The sequence below is a fragment of the Microcystis sp. 0824 genome (assembly GCF_003112475.1).
Taxonomy (GTDB): domain Bacteria; phylum Cyanobacteriota; class Cyanobacteriia; order Cyanobacteriales; family Microcystaceae; genus Microcystis; species Microcystis aeruginosa_C.
Genome location: NZ_BDSM01000053.1, coordinates 185,737 through 202,709 on the forward strand (window position 1 = coordinate 185,737; position 16,973 = coordinate 202,709).

A 16,973-nucleotide genomic window follows, 5' to 3' on the forward strand; every position below is an offset into this window, starting at 1 on the left:
AAAAAAACCATGATTAATGGTATGTAATCCCCACAGATGTGGCCAGAGTCAAGGCTCTCTTTTTAACTATGATATCGGAGAAAGGGTCTTTAGGCAGAAAAGGAGCGAGATATTTGTGACGATTAACTGGGTTGGAGATCAAGGAAGGCTTAAAATCTCCAGAGATGGCTATTATTTAAATGGGCAAAAAAATTAATTTAATAACTGCTACTTTACAAGTTTGTGGAAATTGCCACCACGGGACAAGTGGGGATACATTGTTCACAAACCACACAACGGGAACGCAAAAACTTAAGACGAAAACTTTCCAGATCAAGGGTTAAAGCTTCCGTGGGACAAACTCCCGTACATAAGCCACAATCGACGCATTTTTCTTCATCAATGACGATTTCGCGACTAACTTGGGAAACGCCAATATTTTGTAATTGTAACCATTCGATCGCCGCTTCTAACTCATCGATATCTCCCGATAATTCTAATACTAATGTTCCCACTTGATTGGGGGCAACTTGGGCGCGGATAATATTAGCGGCGACGTTAAAATCCTTCGCCAGTCGATAGGTAACGGGCATATGGACGGCTTTTTTGGGAAAAGTGAGAGTAACGCGTTTTTTCATGAGGATAGGATAGGATAGGAATAATTTTTGAGAGACTATCCATGACAGCCACCACACCCACCAATAAAATCAGAAATCTGCTGCTGGCAGTAACGGCAGTTATCCTTAGTGTAGCGATTTTCTTGGGGTTTCAAACCACCGCTAGTTCTGTATCTTTGGAAGCGCAAGCGGAAAAAGCGACACCTTTCGATCTTGCCCTCGGCAATGGTAAACCCACCCTGACAGAATTTTATGCTAATTGGTGTACCAGTTGTCAGGCGATGGCCCCTGAAATTGCCGAAATTAAAAAACAATACGGTAATGCCATTAATTTTGTCATGCTCAACGTTGATAATAATAAATGGTTGCCAGAAATTCTCCGTTATCGTGTGGATGGTATTCCCCATTTTGTCTTTTTAAATAACCAAGGACAACCGGTTGCCCAAGCGATCGGAGAACAACCAAAATCAATTTTAACTGCTAATTTAGAAGCACTTTTAACTAATTCCACCCTACCCTATGCCACCACTACGGGAGAGACTTCTGATTTTAATATCCTTGTGGGTGCTAGTCAAACCGATCCCCGCAGTCACGGCAGTCAAGTTAAGCAGTAATCAGTTATCAGTAATCAGTTATCAGTTATCAGTGGAAAGCTTAGGGCGGAAAGCTATCATTCAAGAGTCAACTATCCATCAGTACATTTCATTGACTAAAACCTTTTAACTATGGCGATTATTGTCCAACATTTGACCACGGGTAACGAATATATATTCCTAGGAGTTAGTGGGGGTGAAAGTAAGAATATTTTACCCACCAAAATGTTAGGAGATTTCTTCGCAACTGAGACTCCAGATAAATCACGATCGGTGATGGTTTGTGATGATCAAGGGCGGATACTTTGGTTTCCCGTCACAGAAATAATTGTGGTGGAGGTAGATGGTCAAAAACCCGAAGAATTATTACCAGAAATTATCCCTCCTGAACCAGTTCCTTTACAATTAGATAAAGAGAATCAACCTCAGTCCCCAGAAAATCAAGGAAACATCGATGAATTTGCAGAAGATGACGATTGGATCTAGAATTAAATATCTAGTTTTAGCGGGAATAATTGCCCTATTTACTATTGGCTTTAACTCCCTCTATTCGGTTTCTCAAAACTCGATCGCTTCCTTCCCTGTTGCCGAAGTTCAACCCCAATATCTTAACGATTGGACACTGGAATTAGAGGCAGAATTTCAACAAAGGGCAAAGCAGGTTATTAACCATTTTGCTAAGGCAGAAAGTTATGGCAATTTGTGGGGAGAAAACGAGAAAAGAGCCTATCCTATGGCCATGTTTGATTTCTTGGCAGGAAACCGGCAAAAAGCCCTAGATTTCCTGCAGCAGGATGATCCACAAACACAAGAACAGGCCCACACTGATTATATAGATTATTATTTTTCTTTTACCCTGAAAGGACAAATTAGAAAATATTTTCTGCTCGGAAAATATCTCGATCCTGTTTATCGTCAGAGAATGTATAATGCGGCGAAAATTTGGACAGAAACCGACCCTTTACAACGCCCCCATCCTATCCATGGTAATGGCCAAGGAACCGGTAATGATTGGAGTATGAAAAGACGGGGTTTATGGGTAGATGGTCGCAATACTGATAACCTACGAGCAATGCGCGAAACATCGGTTTATCTGATGGCCGAAGAAACCGGAAATGAGGCAACTCGTCAACTTTATAAAAGTAAAATTAAGCGTTACGTTTCGGCTTTATATAACATCGGTATGGGAGAATGGGATTCAGAAGTTTATCACGGTCACACCTTTGCTCCCTATCTCAATCTCTACGATTTTGCTCAAGATACGGAAGTTAAACAATGGGCAAAAATGGCCCTAGATTGGTTATCCATGGCCGCTAGTGTTAAATATTATCGCGGTGGTTGGGGTGGCCCTGTAAAACGCGATTATGGTGGTAGTAATGGGGTAATGCGATCGAGTGCAGCCCGCACTTTTTGGTTATACTTTGGTGATACTCCTGTCCCCAATAATCGCCCGGAATTGGACTCTCTTTATCTAATTACCAGTGGTTATCGTCCTCCTTTAGCAGTGATGGAATTAGCCAGAAAAAACTTTAATAAACCGGTAGAAATTCTGGCCAGTAAACCCCTGTATGAAAACTGGAAACCGGGGAATAATCAAAGTCCGGGTTATTGGGAAACTCAATTTATCGGGGCTAGTTATCAAATGGGTAGTCTGGCGGGAACTTTCCCCGATGGCGATGTGGCCCCGTTTAAATTAATGGCCTTTAATCAACACAAAGGGGTGGATTTTTTTGTGGCTAACACTGGCAAAAATGGCGTAAAACCAGGCAAAAATCCTGGGGATGAAATCGGACAATATCGCAATCTTTTAATCTGGTTACGACCAGCAGATCAAGCTTTTTTCTGGCAATTACCGAAAACCGCCAAGGTAGAAAAAGATGATAATATCTGGTTTATTCAATTAGAAAAAACTTGGTTAGCTCTGAGATTAATAAATCTTTCTTATCCTGAAATTATCGAGATTCCTAATTCCCCTTATCCCGATGATAATACTTACCAAGCTTTACCCACAGGTAACAATTATGCGGGTTTTGCCCTGGAAGTGGGGGAAGCGGCAACCCAGGGTAGTTATGATAATTTCAAGAGCATATTTAAGCAAAAAAGTCAAGTAAATTTAACTCAAATTAACCAAGGCAGCCTCTTATTTAAAGGCAGTCAGGGACAGAGTTTACAATTTACCTATAATCAAATCAATCTACTGCCGATGTTAATTCGTAACGGTCAAAAGCACGACTGGTCAAAAAATTTCGCCCTTTATAACAGTTTAAGTCGAGATAACTCTCCGGTTTCTCTGCCATGGAAAAAGGGCAAATTAACCGTGAAAGCAGGGAAATATCAATTTTCCAATGCTTTGATTCTGTCTTCTCCTTAAGTTAGTTATTCTCGACTGTTTATCCAGCAGACCCTAGTTATGAGGAGAGGCAAAAGGCACTCATGCAAAAGGTAAAAGGCAGCTTTGTTCTCCCCACACCCCACACCCCACACCAACAAACTTTTTCAGCAGACCCTATGTATGAGGATTTATCAAACCATTTGCGCTTGATTTAATAACTCTTGCAAATCTTCTCCCTCGATTACTTCCGTGGTCAAAAGATTAGTGGCAATCGACTCTAATAAATTGCGGTTATGACTGAGAATTGCTAGGGCTTTTTGGTAACTAGCGTCGATAATTTGTTTAACTTCTTCATCGATCGCTTTCGCCGTATTTTCCCCGATCAAACGGCGGGGACTACCCTGATTATTACCTAAAAAATTCGCCTGTCCCGTTTTATCGTAGGCTAGGGGACCCAGGGATTTACTCATACCATAAATTGTCACCATTCTTTCAGCGATATCCGTCGCCCTTTGTAAATCATCGGAAGCGCCATTAGTGACACTGCCAAAGATTAATTCTTCAGCAGCCCGACCGCCCAATAACATAGTAATTTGTTCTTTAAATTCGGTTTCTGTCATCAAAAAACGGTCTTCCGTGGGAATTTTCAGGGTATAACCCAAAGCGGATAAACCCCGGGGAACGATAGAAATTTTCTCGACGCAACCACCCCCCGGCATGACAGCGCCGACTAAAGCATGGCCGACCTCGTGATAAGCGACGATTTTCTTTTCTTTTTCCGATAAAACCCGACTTTTCTTTTCTAAACCAGCGATAACTCTTTCTATCGCTTCTTTAAAATCAATTTGACTGACTTTTTCCCGATTATTACGCGCGGCCAAGAGAGCAGCCTCATTGACGAGGTTGGCTAAATCGGCACCGGCAAAACCGGGGGTTTGGGTGGCGATCGCTTTGAGGTTAACATCTTCGCCCATCTGGACTCGTTGGGCGTATATTTGCAAAATTGCCCATCGTCCCGCCAAATCGGGACGATCCACCAGAACTTGGCGATCAAAGCGCCCCGGACGCAATAAAGCGGCATCAAGAGTCTCTGGGCGATTGGTGGCGGCTAAAACGATGACGACGGCTTCTTTGGGGCTAAAACCGTCCATTTCTGTCAAAAGTTGGTTTAAAGTCTGCTCGCGCTCATCATTACTGCCGCTAGTTCCCGATCCCGAACTTCTCGATTTACCAATCGCGTCCAATTCATCAATAAAAATGATGCTAGGGGCATTTTTCTTCGCTTGGGCAAATAGATCCCGCACCCGGGCTGCCCCGGTCCCGACAAATAACTCCACGAATTCCGAGGCCGAAATGCTAAAAAAAGTCACTCCCGCTTCTCCCGCGACCGCTTTTGCTAAGAGAGTTTTCCCTGTCCCCGGCGGTCCGACTAAGAGAACACCTTTAGGAATACGCGCCCCAATTTTATTAAAGCGCTCGGCATCCTTGAGAAATTCGACAATTTCCTTTAACTCGGTTTTTGCTTCCTCGGCCCCGGCCACATCACTGAAGGTAATCGGATATTTTTCGTCGTCTCCGTAAACTTTAGCGAGATTTTTATTAAAAAGCAGCGATTTACGCGTGTCATCGTTGCGATAGAACAGAAACTGCATGGCGGCGACTAAAATTAAGGGAGGAACCACCCAAGCGAGGAGAGTGCTGATCCAACTGTTTTCGGCCACGGGAATCGCCTCGAAGATTACGCCTTTTTGCTGTAATAGTTGGGGTAATTGGGGGTTATCGACTGGAATCGTCGCCAAGACTCGTCTGGAGACTAGATTACTGCTTGGTTTGCTGTCCAGAGAACTAGAATCACTGTGAAAGGGATTACTTGATTCTGGGGGATTAACGGGGGGATTACCCGGAATAGGCAGGGATTCTAAAGGATTTTTTAATTCATACAAGATGACTTGATTGCCAATTCTGACCTTACTGATGTCGCCCCGTTCCACTTTACTGATAAATTCGCTGTAGGGTTCGAGGGTAATATTGGACAATTCTGAGGGACGAGGGATAAGAAAATAGCCTAAAACGGCAACACCAGAACAAATGATCAGGATTTTGCCTAACAGAGGCAAACGCGACCAGGAAAATTGATTATCTTCTTGATTAGCCATAATTTTTAGGGCAGGTGAGAGTGAAAATGCAAAGTTCATACTAACAATTCCCTGTCTCGATCGCCTTACCGATGGGATAGGATAGAGGATGGAATACTTGGTAGCGAGCGAGCGACAAACGAGAGAAATCCCATGAATTTAGTTAGCTTAGAGAACTTTCTCGATAACACTTCTTTTTTAGTCCTGTTTTTAACCATGCTGGTTTATTGGGCTGGGGCAGCCTTTCCTAGCATACCTTTGTTGCCGGGCCTGGGCAGCACGGGAGTGGCCATCGCTAACCTCTGTATCGCCGCTTTATTGGGGGCGCGCTGGTTAGAAGCGGGTTATTTCCCCATCAGCAATCTTTACGAATCTTTATTCTTTCTCGCTTGGGGTGTAACTGCGGTTCATTTAATTGCTGAGTACACTAGCCGCAGTCGCCTGGTGGGGGTGGTGACGACTCCTGTAGCCATGGGGATTACTGCTTTTGCCACTTTGTCCTTACCCGGGGAAATGCAAACTTCGGCGCCCTTGGTTCCGGCTTTAAAATCGAATTGGTTGATGATGCACGTTAGCGTCATGATGTTAAGTTATGCTGCTTTGATGGTGGGTTCCCTGATGGCGATCGCTTTTCTGATCGTCACTAGAGGTCAAAATATCGAGTTAAAAGGCAGTTCCGTGGGTACGGGAGCCTATCGTCTGCAAAATAAGTTATCTACCACTCTTTCTGCCCCAATTTTCATGGAAACGGCTAACGGTGGCACAACCGCCCTTTTAACTCCCACCTTAACAGCGATGGCGACTCTTTCGCCCCAACGTCTTAGCTTGGCGGAAACCCTCGATAATATCAGTTATCGGGTCATCGGTCTCGGTTTTCCCCTTCTCACTATCGGTATCATCGCCGGGGCAGTTTGGGCGAATGAAGCTTGGGGTTCCTATTGGAGTTGGGACCCGAAAGAAACTTGGGCGCTCATCACTTGGCTAGTTTTTGCCGCTTATCTCCATGCCCGCATTACCCGGGGATGGCAGGGAAGAAAACCGGCTATTCTAGCTGCCAGTGGTTTTGTTGTGGTTTGGGTATGTTATTTAGGGGTGAATCTTTTAGGTAAAGGTCTTCATTCCTACGGCTGGTTTTTCTAAATCAGTTATAGGGGTGGGTTGGTAAACCTGCCCCTCCTGACTTGAAAGAGGGTGTAGGAATTATGAATTATGAATTATGAATTATGAATTATGAATTGGGGTGTGGGGTGTGGGGAGAATAAATAAAAGCTGTCTCCTGACTCCTGACGACCGGCTACTAAGGGGGTGTAGGAATTATGAATTATGAATTATGAATTATGAATTATGAATTGGGGTGTGGGGTGTGGGGAGAATAAATAAAAGCTGTCTCCTGACTCCTGACGACCGGCTACTAAGGGGGTGTAGGAATTATAAATTATGAATTATGAATTATGAATTATGAATTGGGGTGTGGGGTGTGGGGAGAATAAATAAAAGCTGTCTCCTGATTCCTGAATCCTGACTCCTGTCTCCTAACCCCACCAACAAACTTTTTGCCGCAAACCATAAATAATTACAACTTCTCAAAACTTATAAAAAATGATCGAGCAGAAAACTACTATTAAAAATCTGGCTTTAATTGCCGGTGTGCATGGCAATGAACTAACTCCCGCTTATCTGGTTAAATACCTGCAAAACTCAGCTAATCTCCTAGCCCGCAGCAGTTTTCAATCCCACAGTCTCATCGCTAATCCCTTAGCCCTAAAGCAACGGGTTAGATATGTCGATACGGATTTAAATCGTTGTTTTAACCAAAAAGATTTAGTTAATCCCGATTGTCAGCAATACGAACAAAAACGAGCCAAAAAAATAGTCAAAGAAATCCAAGAAAAATCCATTGATTTATTAATAGATATTCACAGCACCACATCTAACATGATGCTGGCGATTATTTATTCTAACCCCCATCCTTGGCTATTAAAACTCTTTACCTATCTGACTAAAATTAATCCTGATGTGCGCTTAATTTATCATCCCGTCAGCGAGGAAGAAAATCATTTTCTGAAAGGAATTTGTCCCCTAGCTTTTACCCTCGAAATCGGTCCAATTAACCATGGTGTCATCTGTCCCTATCTTTTTCGTCAAACCGAAACACTCATCTATCAAATCCTAGACTATATCGAACAGGAAAATTATCTGGCTGCCCATCTCGATACTTTCAGCGAATCCCTCACAGTTTACCAACGTTTAGGCTCGATCGATTATCCTAGAGATGAACAGGGTGAAATTAAAGCCATGTTACATCCTCAGATTCTCCAACGAGATTATCAGGCAATTCAACCTAATCAACCGATTTTTCTAGGATTTGATGGTCAGGAAATTATCTATCGTGGGGAATCTGAATTATATCCTATCTTTGTTGGAGAATCTTCCTATAAAGAAAAAGGAATCGCCCTTTGTTGGACAGCAAAAAAACAAATTGATATTAATTAGGGTTTGCGGCAAAAAGTTTGTTGGTGGGGTTAGGAGTCAGTAGCCAGTCGTCAGGAGGCAGGGTGATAGGGGTTTAGGGTGTTAGGGTTTTAGGGTTTTAGTTGAAATTCCCCCACTTCCCACTTCCCACACCCCACACCCCAATTCATAATTCATAATTCATAATTTACAATTCCTACACCCCACACCCTGTCCCCAGGAAAAACTTTTTCAGCAGACCCTAAATAAGGGAAAAGCCACTATGACCTTTACTTCTGATTCTCTTTTAGCTGAACGTTACCAACTGCAACAACGCCTAGGCAATACCGCTATCGGTCGTCAAACTTGGTTAGCTACCGATGTATTATCCCAGGAATCGGTAATTATTAAACTCCTCGCTTTTAGTCCCCAGATGGAGTGGGAAGAATTAAAATTATTTGAACGGGAGGCCGCCGTCTTAGCTTCTCTCCATCATCCCCGTATTCCCCGCTATCGCGATTATTTTTCCCTCGATAAAAATCAAGGTGACGGGATTCCTTGGTTTGTACTTGTACAAGATTATATACCGGGAGAATCCCTAAGCGAGCGTTTAGAAAGGGGGCAACGTTTCTCCCCTATGGTAATTCGGACTATTGCCCAAGAGGTTCTCGAAATTCTCATCTATTTGCATGAATTATCGCCCCCAGTATTACATCGAGATATTAAACCTAGTAATTTAATTATTAACTCGGAAAATAACGTTTATTTAGTGGATTTTGGCGCAGTCCAGGCCAGGGGTGCAGTGACGGGAGTTACTTTTACTGTGGTGGGGACGAGTGGTTATGCACCCCTAGAACAATTTTGGGGCCGGGCGGTTCCCAGTTCTGATTTATATGCCTTGGGCATGACTTTAATTCATTTATTGACGGGAATTGTGCCGATAGAACTGCCCCACCGCGACTCTAAAATTCAATTTCGCCAACTGGTGACAATCGATGATGATTTAATCGATTGGTTAGAAACTATGACCGATGTAGCGGTAGAAAAGCGGTTTAAAAGTGCCAGAGAAGCTCTGAAATTTCTCCAACATCCCTACTATCGTCAAACCTCAAGTTTAATCGATCCTAAGAAATTACTAAAACCTTCTCACAGTTCCATCCGTATCGCTAAACACCGGGATAATTTAGAGATTAATTTACCCCCAAAAATTAAGCTACCTTCCGATGCAGCTACTCTCTGGTCTTTGGCGATTTTCCTTACTGTCACTGTTTTTATCTCCCCAATTCTTACCTTTATTATAGCTCTGATTGGTTTTATTTTTTTGCGGGAGATGCAATTAATTCTTACCCCTCAAGAAGTTTTAATTAAATATAAACTCTTCAATTTTATCTACCAAAAATTTGCTTTTAGAACTCAAGATTTATGGGGTATTTTTCTTCATAGTAATGGCACAGACGGTAACTATCAGATTCGTCTGCGGACGGCTAAAAATTATTATCTTATCGGACAGAATCTCCGCGAGGATGAATGTCTCTGGTTAGGACAGGAAATCCAAGATTGGTTAAATTTTATCAAATATAACGTTTCTCATCAAGAGGAAGTGTAACCTGACAGGGTATCATCTCCTGACTTGAAAGAGGGTGTGGGGTGTGGGTTGTGGGGAAGGAAACCTCTTTCATCTGTGGGGGTGAAAATTTTTTCATCGGGACTGACTCCCCAAAAGGAAAACTTTGTACCTCACCATTAAGATAAATGAAAATCAATTCAAGAAATCTTAGGAATTAGTCATTAGGCATTTTCCCTTTTTTAACCTTAATCTTGCAGAGATTAACCTATCTTGATATAATAACAACTGATTGGCATTCCCTCGGCTACAGGACGGCAATTATTAAATCGGATTAGGAATTACCAAAAAGCGGCAGTGAAATGTTAGTTATTAGTGGAGAGTAAACAATGATCTCTGAAATTTACCAAAAAGTCAGCTTATTAGTTTTATATCAAGGGGTTTTTGATAATGCTATTGGTCAGGCATTTATTAACCTATTATCTACGGATAATATTGCCGATTTTCTCAAAGCTTATGGTAAATTGTTTCAAGCTTTAGCATCTAAAAATATCAGTTGGAATGATTTTCTAGTCGAGCAAATTTTATTAGATGATAATCCCTTTAGTCAACAGGTACAGAAAAAAAGTGTTTGGGAGTTACCCGAATCTTTAGTTAATGGCGTGAAACAGGATTTATCTATCCTCCAATCTCTCTATAATTCTAGCATTTCTAGCCTCAGCAATTCGACAATTGTGGAACAAATTAAATTTCTCAGTTTCCCCACTTGGGAAGTGGACAATCAATTAGAAAGTTTCCTGCATTCTGGTTTAAATTGGACGGAATTAGTCGAAGATTTAGCAGATTATTATCGTGAATGTGGGACAGGAATTTTTGCCCTTTATCAAGCTTTAAGGTGGCAAGAAGGCCGATTACAAGGAATTACTCATCCCGATCCCGTGCAGATTCAAGAAATAGTCGGTTATGAAATGCCCAAGGAAACCTTGATTAAAAACACTGAGTTTTTATTGGCAGGTTATCCCGCTTTAAATGTCCTACTCTATGGCAGCCGTGGTTCGGGAAAATCCTCTCTAGTCAAGGGATTATTGCAAAAATACCATAGTCAAGGATTGCGCTTAATTGAAGTGGCCAAATCCCAATTAAAAGACCTACCATTAATTATTGAAATTCTGCGAGATTTACCGCAAAAATTTATTATCTTTGTCGATGATTTATCCTTTGAAGAAGACGATGAAGCTTTTAAAGCTTTAAAGGTTGTTTTAGAGGGAAGTGTCACCGCTAGACCGAAAAATGTCGTAGTTTATGCCACTTCTAATCGCCGACATTTAGTCAGAGAATTTTTTGCGGATCGACCACAACCAAAAGATAGTGATGAAGTGCATAATTGGGACACAGTACAAGAAAAATTATCCTTTAGTGATCGCTTTGGTTTAACCCTAACTTTTGAACCGGCTAATCAAGAAAAGTATTTGAAAATAGTGCGTCATTTAGCAAGTTTAGCTAAATTAGAAATTAGCCTAGAAGACCTAGAATTTCGTGCCAAACAATGGGCAACCCAACATAATGGGCGATCGGGGCGAACTGCTAGACAATTTATTGATTTTCTACAGGGGGAATTAGGATTAAACAGGTAGCATTAATTGTGTTATCATTAAATAAAATAAGCTCTGATCTAGAAAAATGTTGACTTCATCGCCTCCCAAAACCCTCCGCTTAGAAGAATATCGTAATTTAGAAACTAGCGCAGAAACTAAACACGAATATCACGACGGGGAAATTATCGAGATGACAGGGGGAAGCATCAATCATAATAGTATTCTAATTAATCTTATTGTCCTGCTAAAATTAGTTTTAAGAGGAACTAATTATCGTCTTCAATCTAGCGATCTACGTCTATGGATACCCCAATATAATCGCGGTTTATACCCAGATTTAATGCTCATTGCCGGGGAACCATTATTGAGTGATAATCGCAACGATGAAATTTTAAATCCCTGCCTAATTATCGAAGTTTTATCTCCTTCTACCTCCGGTTATGATCGGGGTGATAAATTTCGTTATTATCGTTCTATACCCCAATTAAACCAATATCTTCTCGTCAGTCAAGGGGAGATACTAATAGAATCCTATAGCAAAACCTCAGAGAATAATTGGTTACTGCAAGAATACACCCCAGCCAGGGGAATTATATCCCTAGATTCTTTAGGAATTAGCTTAAATCTTGCCGATATTTACGAAGGAATTGATTTTAATCTCAACTCCTAACTTTAGCTATCTTTTAAGAAGACGTACTAAAAATAATTTTACCATCTTTTACCGCTACTAAACGCAAAGTTAAGGGGCCAGCCGTATTAGTTTTACTAGCAGCAATTGCCTCAAGTGTCTCGATAGAATTACCCGACTTTTTCACTTGACCAATAAAGTTAACTACTGTAGTTAATAACCCATCTTCCACTTGAATTGACCCTAAAACTCCCGCACTTCTAGCGCGAAATTGAGCCGAAGCTAAGAGTAAATCTAAACGTTTTTGTAGGTCTTCTTCTGTCATATTTTGGGGATCAATGGAAACGGCAGCGATGACCTGTTTCTCCTCAAAAACTCTTTGATTGGGAACCACATCAGCAAAGACACGAATCTCGGTTTCTCCTAAGACATAATTACCTGCTGAAAGAATTCTCACCACATATTCTTTACCGTCCTGTAATTGTTGACTTAACTGTTCTACCTGTGCTTTTGTGATCTTAACTAAACGCTGGTCAAAATTAGGCTGATTCGGTTGGGTGGCACGGATAGCATTTATATTCGCTTCTCGCAATAACTTATCGATAACAGTGACAATAGCTTGGGGATCAACAATACGAAAAGCTCCAAAAGATAACACCTGTCCCCGGAAAATAGCGATTTGTTTTTCCCGCAATTCTTGATAGGTTTGATAGTATTGTTCTAAAACTTCCACTTCCCGCTTAAGAAAAGCCATTTGGGTCTCTAAATCTTTTAATTTTCCCTCGCGCTGTTCCAAAGCTAAATTTTTATCCACAATCGAGCGATCGAGTTCTCCAATACGTTGATCCCGGAGATCAATTTCTAGCTGTAGGGTTTTTTGTTGGGTTTCTAACTGTTGAAGTCGCGCTTGTCTGGTTGTTAATAACTTTTGTTGATTAGCTAACTCTTTATCTCTAACTTTAACGGTGGTTTGTAGTTGATTTATCTGACCAGAAAGAATTGATTTTTGTTGGGACAATTGATCCCGTTGACTGGTTAACTGTGCCTTTTGATTAGTTAAAATAACTCGTTCATTGTTTAAATTAGCCACTTCCTTACGAAACTTTTCCAACTGTCCCGAAACTAACCGCAAACGTTGACGAGAAGCTTGATAATTTTTGTTAAGAACCTCTAGACGTTTCTGCACGGCTATCTGTTCACTTTTAGCCGTTTTTAACGCTTTTTCCACCTGATTTTTTTGCTCGGTGGTTTTTCTTACCTGACTTTCTAAATCTTTGATAGCGGCACGACGTTCATTTAAAAGACGATCCAGTTCAAAAACTCCTTGACGCAGGGATTTACTAGAAGCAAACAAGACAATTAAAGTCGAACCGGCGATCAAAATTCCCGTTACAATCGTCATCAAAGTTGCGGTTTGTTTCGGACGCAGATTAAATAAACGCATCCTTTTCTTACCGATACGGCTACCTATACGATCGCCAACCGCCGCTATCAGACCACCTAAAACCACGATGGCCAAAACCAAAATATAAGCGCTAGTCATCCAGAATTTAAGTAAATTGTTGACTGAGAGCGACGGGATTATGGACGGTAATTTTCTTCTTGTAAATTGAGACCATTTCCTGATCCCGCAGCTCTCCCAATAAACGGGTGACAGTGACGCGGGTAGAACCGATCGCCTCTGCGATCGCTTGGTGAGACAATTTTAGATCAACCCGAATGCCATCGGTGGTGGGAACCCCAAAATCACGACAGAGAATCAATAAAAAACTGACCAAACGTGAACCCATATCCCGGTGAGCCAAGGTTTCGATCATCATTTCCGTTTGCAAAATCCGCGAGGACAACCCCTGCAACATCAACATTGATAAATCGGGATTATTGCGGAGGGATCTTTCTACCTGATCGATCGGGGCCGAGAGTAATTCTACCGGAGTAAAAGCCACGGCATGATAAAAACGATCCGATCGCTGGCCGGTGAGTAAGGATAGCACACCAAAGACGCTATTTTCCCGCAGTAGAGCCACGGTAATTTCTTCTCCCGCTTCATAGACTCGCGACAACTTAACGGCTCCTTTCAGCAAAAAATAGACTCTTTCGGCGGGATCTCCAGGGAAAAAGATCGTTTTGCCACGCTCGAACAATTCCACCACCGGGGGGAAATTGCCGCTGCCGATTCGACGGAACACATCTGCTAGGGGTTTATCTTGTATTAGGGATAAGTCCATCTCACATCCAAAAAAGGGGAAAATTGTTTTTATTATGCAACGAGTGTCACCTCTATTAAACACAACCGCTGCCTAAACTGGGAAAAGTTTTGGGCGCTTTTTGCCAGACAATGGGGGAGGGGTGATCATTGCTGCCCCGTTATCTGTATCCCTATTATACCGAATCTCGCTGGGGTCGGCTATTGGGGAGATTTTTGTAAGAGAAACGAGAACTATGTTAGATTTAACGGGAAAAAACGCCTTAGTGACGGGAATTGCCAATAATCGCTCGATCGCTTGGGGAATTGCCCAACAACTCCATCAAGCTGGTGCGAATATCGGTGTCACCTATCTCCCCGACGAAAAGGGCCGTTTTGAGAAAAAAGTGCGAGAATTGGCCGATGAACTTAATCCCGCTTTTTATGTCCCCTGCGATGTCCAAAATGACCAACAGGTAGAAGATACTTTCGCTACAGTGGCGGAAAAATGGGGTAAACTGGATATTTTGATTCACTGTCTCGCTTTTGCCGATAAAGAGGGTTTAACGGGCGATTTTACCGCCATCCCTCGGGAAGCTTTCACTAAATCCCTAGATATTAGCACTTTTTCCCTAACCCGTCTAGCTCGATCGGCTAAACCTTTGATGACGGAAGGGGGAAGTATTATCACTCTTACCTATCTCGGCGGTGTCAAGGTAATTCCTAACTATAATTTAATGGGGGTGGCAAAAGCCGGTTTAGAAATGAGTGTTCGCTATTTAGCCGCCGAATTAGGTGGCCAAAAGATCCGAGTTAATGGTATTTCTGCCGGTCCAATTCGCACCTTGGCATCTTCGGCCGTGGGTGGAATTCTTGATATGATCCATCATGTGGAAGAAATCGCTCCTTTACATCGCACCGTGACACAAATTGAGGTGGGAAATACGGCCGCTTTTTTAGCCAGTGATCTTGCTAGTGGTATTACCGGTCAGATTATTTATGTAGATTCCGGTTACGAAATTATGGGAATGTAGTTTTAAGTAGGTAGGTGTTAAAAACCATCAGCGCCCCCCTTATTAAGGGTAGTAGGGTTGATTCATGAATCAACCCTACTATGAATCAACCCTACTATGAATCAACCCTAGGATCAAGGGGGTATCAAAGGCGAAATCTATCTTCAATTTAATTGAAACGACTATCATAAAAGACTATGATCGTGTTTGTTGCGAAGTTGCTGAAGAGTCTTGCGATCGCTGTCTAGATCGACTTCATCGTAATGTAAATCGGTATCGTGGTTTTTCAAAAAAGCATCCACCACCCAACGAGAAGATAGACCTAAAATACTTCCGACCTCGGCACTGGTGATTTTTTCCGCTCGGTAGGCCTGCACCACCAAAGCCTCTAAAATTTCACGGGTAATATTATTGTAGTTGTAATGTTGAAGCAATTCATCGGGAATATCGATAGTAATTTTCATGATTCAGCTTCCTTTTTTTGGGTTTACGGATAATTTTTATAGAACATAGGTTGGATTGAAGCATGAAACCTAACACCTTAGTAATCGTTCAATTTCTTTGAGCGATCGCTGTAGATATTCTGGCAAGGGTTCAGTCTGCTGTGCGAGGGCGATTAGCAGTGCTTCAAGATCGATAATTGTTTTGGGAATTTCCATAAGTTAGTCCTGTCCAGTCAGGGTATAGGCCGCCCAATAGTAAGGATCGCTATAGTCATTTCAATTAAGATTGAGAATATCAATCCCAGAGTTCATAAGGGTTTTGTCGGTCTAGAGTGTATCAGACTTATCTGAAATGACTATATATTCTGTTAGTTGATCTAGCCCTATTTTACCCAGAGAACAAATCGCCCACCCTCGGTCAGACTAAGCTTGATGGTCATCGGATTTAATGGCTACCGCTTGGTCGTAAGAGGCGATCGCTTCTGCCAATCTGCCTAAATCAGCTAACGCAACCCCTCGGTTGTGCCAAGCTTCATGCTTATCGGGTTTAATTTCTAAAGCTTTATCGTAGGATGCGATCGCTTCTGCCAATCTGCCTAAATCAGCTAACGCAACCCCTCGGTTGTACCAAGCTTGATGTAAATCGGGTTTCATTTCTAAAGCTCGATCGAAGGATGCGATCGCGCCGATAAAATCCCCATTCATGTATTTCTGGGTTCCTTGCTCAAACCAGAATTCGGCATCCTGAACCACTTCCGTTAAATCCGTCTCCTTTGAGCCTAGATTTTCCCCCTCCACACCAGAAACATCCCTCACCGCGTCGCGTAACTGGAGGCTAATCCGTTGGGACACTTCCCCCAGATTTCCCGTCATCACCTTGCCTAAAGCCGCCAGATCCCGCCCTAAAGTTTGATAATCTTCTGGATACTGTAGCCATTCCTCGCTTTTGACCTCTAACCACCGCGCCAGCTTTTTATCGTCACAATGGCGACTGTATAGCCATTCCCGTAACCCGTCGGTAGTGGTTCCCGCCGCCACCTGCTCGAATAACCCCATCAATATCCCTTCATATTCCCCATCGCTGGGTTCTGGAGGAGTATTTTTGACTTCTTTGGGGTTAATTGCCTTCGGACTGCCAATAAAGAGCGATTTTAGCCAATTCCAGAGCTTTTTTAGTAAGGATAGCATCGAAGAAAAGCGGAAAGGAATTAGGGGTCGAGAAGGTCGTCACCGACCTCCCCTCCCATTCAGAACCGTGCGTGAGACTTTCACCTCACACGGCTCCTAGTTTGACTGTTCCCTTGTTAAGGATACCGCTTGACTTCTCTGTGGTTGCCTGTGATAATTTCCTTGTGGTTATATCGAGGCTTCCATCGGAAGCTGATTTTTCGTCGTGACAGTGGCGGTGTAGTATTTGAAGGTTTTTATACTCATCCTT

15 protein-coding genes and 2 pseudogenes are annotated in these 16,973 nt (G+C 42.3%); 9 read left to right on the forward strand and 8 right to left on the reverse strand.

Annotated elements, in window-relative coordinates; genetic code table 11:
- Positions 1-212: 212 nt before the first annotated feature.
- Positions 213-617, reverse strand: coding sequence for an NIL domain-containing protein (locus tag N0824_RS18300; protein WP_108937784.1), 405 nt, complete (start codon positions 615-617; stop codon positions 213-215).
- 41 nt (positions 618-658) lie between these two features.
- Here N0824_RS18300 and N0824_RS18305 point away from each other — a divergent pair, with 41 nt between their 5' ends.
- From N0824_RS18305 to N0824_RS18315, 3 genes are all read left to right on the forward strand, one after another.
- Positions 659-1,210, forward strand: coding sequence for a thioredoxin family protein (locus N0824_RS18305; protein ID WP_108937785.1), 552 nt, complete (start codon positions 659-661; stop codon positions 1,208-1,210).
- Positions 1,211-1,321: 111 nt separating this feature from the next.
- Entirely contained in the window at positions 1,322-1,675 is a 354-nt protein-coding gene (locus tag N0824_RS18310) for a hypothetical protein (protein ID WP_108937786.1), read from the forward strand.
- Entirely contained in the window at positions 1,644-3,560 is a 1,917-nt protein-coding gene (locus N0824_RS18315) for a hypothetical protein (RefSeq protein ID WP_108937787.1), read from the forward strand. Before N0824_RS18310 ends, N0824_RS18315 begins: the two co-directional genes overlap by 32 nt.
- A gap of 152 nt (positions 3,561-3,712) precedes the next feature.
- Here the strand turns inward: N0824_RS18315 and ftsH are convergent, their stop codons facing one another.
- Positions 3,713-5,677, reverse strand: coding sequence for an ATP-dependent zinc metalloprotease FtsH (gene ftsH, locus N0824_RS18320; RefSeq protein WP_108937788.1), 1,965 nt, complete (start codon positions 5,675-5,677; stop codon positions 3,713-3,715).
- Between the two features lie 132 nt (positions 5,678-5,809).
- Between ftsH and ccsB the strand changes: the two genes are divergently transcribed.
- From ccsB to N0824_RS18350, 5 genes are all read left to right on the forward strand, one after another.
- Positions 5,810-6,796 carry a c-type cytochrome biogenesis protein CcsB gene (gene ccsB, locus N0824_RS18325; RefSeq protein WP_002797576.1) on the forward strand — a complete coding sequence of 329 codons (987 nt, stop codon included), beginning with the start codon at positions 5,810-5,812 and terminating at the stop codon, positions 6,794-6,796.
- A gap of 459 nt (positions 6,797-7,255) precedes the next feature.
- Positions 7,256-8,149 (forward strand): aspartoacylase, encoded by an 894-nt coding sequence (locus tag N0824_RS18330; protein ID WP_108937789.1) that lies wholly within the window; start codon positions 7,256-7,258, stop codon positions 8,147-8,149.
- Positions 8,150-8,390: 241 nt separating this feature from the next.
- Positions 8,391-9,713, forward strand: a complete 1,323-nt coding sequence (locus tag N0824_RS18335) for a serine/threonine-protein kinase (protein ID WP_108937790.1) — start codon at positions 8,391-8,393, stop codon at positions 9,711-9,713.
- 347 nt (positions 9,714-10,060) lie between these two features.
- The gene (locus N0824_RS18345; protein ID WP_108937792.1) at positions 10,061-11,305 is read left to right on the forward strand and encodes an ATP-binding protein; all 1,245 of its coding nucleotides are present in this window, start codon (positions 10,061-10,063) and stop codon (positions 11,303-11,305) included.
- A 46-nt stretch (positions 11,306-11,351) separates the two neighbouring features.
- Complete coding sequence (locus tag N0824_RS18350) at positions 11,352-11,936, forward strand: Uma2 family endonuclease (protein WP_108937793.1); 585 nt, start codon at positions 11,352-11,354, stop codon at positions 11,934-11,936.
- Between the two features lie 13 nt (positions 11,937-11,949).
- Here the strand turns inward: N0824_RS18350 and N0824_RS18355 are convergent, their stop codons facing one another.
- Positions 11,950-13,437 carry a DUF3084 domain-containing protein gene (locus tag N0824_RS18355; protein WP_108937794.1) on the reverse strand — a complete coding sequence of 496 codons (1,488 nt, stop codon included), beginning with the start codon at positions 13,435-13,437 and terminating at the stop codon, positions 11,950-11,952.
- A gap of 7 nt (positions 13,438-13,444) precedes the next feature.
- A complete protein-coding gene (gene ntcA / locus N0824_RS18360) occupies positions 13,445-14,122 on the reverse strand; it encodes a global nitrogen regulator NtcA (RefSeq protein WP_002793163.1) in 678 nt (225 codons plus the stop codon).
- A gap of 214 nt (positions 14,123-14,336) precedes the next feature.
- Between ntcA and fabI the strand changes: the two genes are divergently transcribed.
- Positions 14,337-15,113 (forward strand): enoyl-ACP reductase FabI, encoded by a 777-nt coding sequence (gene fabI, locus N0824_RS18365; RefSeq protein ID WP_002760333.1) that lies wholly within the window; start codon positions 14,337-14,339, stop codon positions 15,111-15,113.
- A 164-nt stretch (positions 15,114-15,277) separates the two neighbouring features.
- On the opposite strand, the gene N0824_RS18370 is transcribed toward fabI, so the two are convergent.
- The 4 genes and pseudogenes from N0824_RS18370 to N0824_RS21955 all read right to left on the reverse strand — a co-directional run.
- Positions 15,278-15,556: a UPF0175 family protein gene (locus N0824_RS18370; RefSeq protein ID WP_108937795.1), complete on the reverse strand. Its 279-nt coding sequence runs from the start codon at positions 15,554-15,556 to the stop codon at positions 15,278-15,280.
- A gap of 69 nt (positions 15,557-15,625) precedes the next feature.
- Entirely contained in the window at positions 15,626-15,751 is a 126-nt protein-coding gene (locus N0824_RS21650) for a hypothetical protein (protein ID WP_255420544.1), read from the reverse strand.
- A gap of 210 nt (positions 15,752-15,961) precedes the next feature.
- Positions 15,962-16,723 (reverse strand): annotated as a pseudogene (locus N0824_RS18375) (tetratricopeptide repeat protein); the annotation flags it as partial.
- A gap of 96 nt (positions 16,724-16,819) precedes the next feature.
- Positions 16,820-16,973, reverse strand: a pseudogene (locus tag N0824_RS21955) (RNA-directed DNA polymerase); the annotation flags it as partial.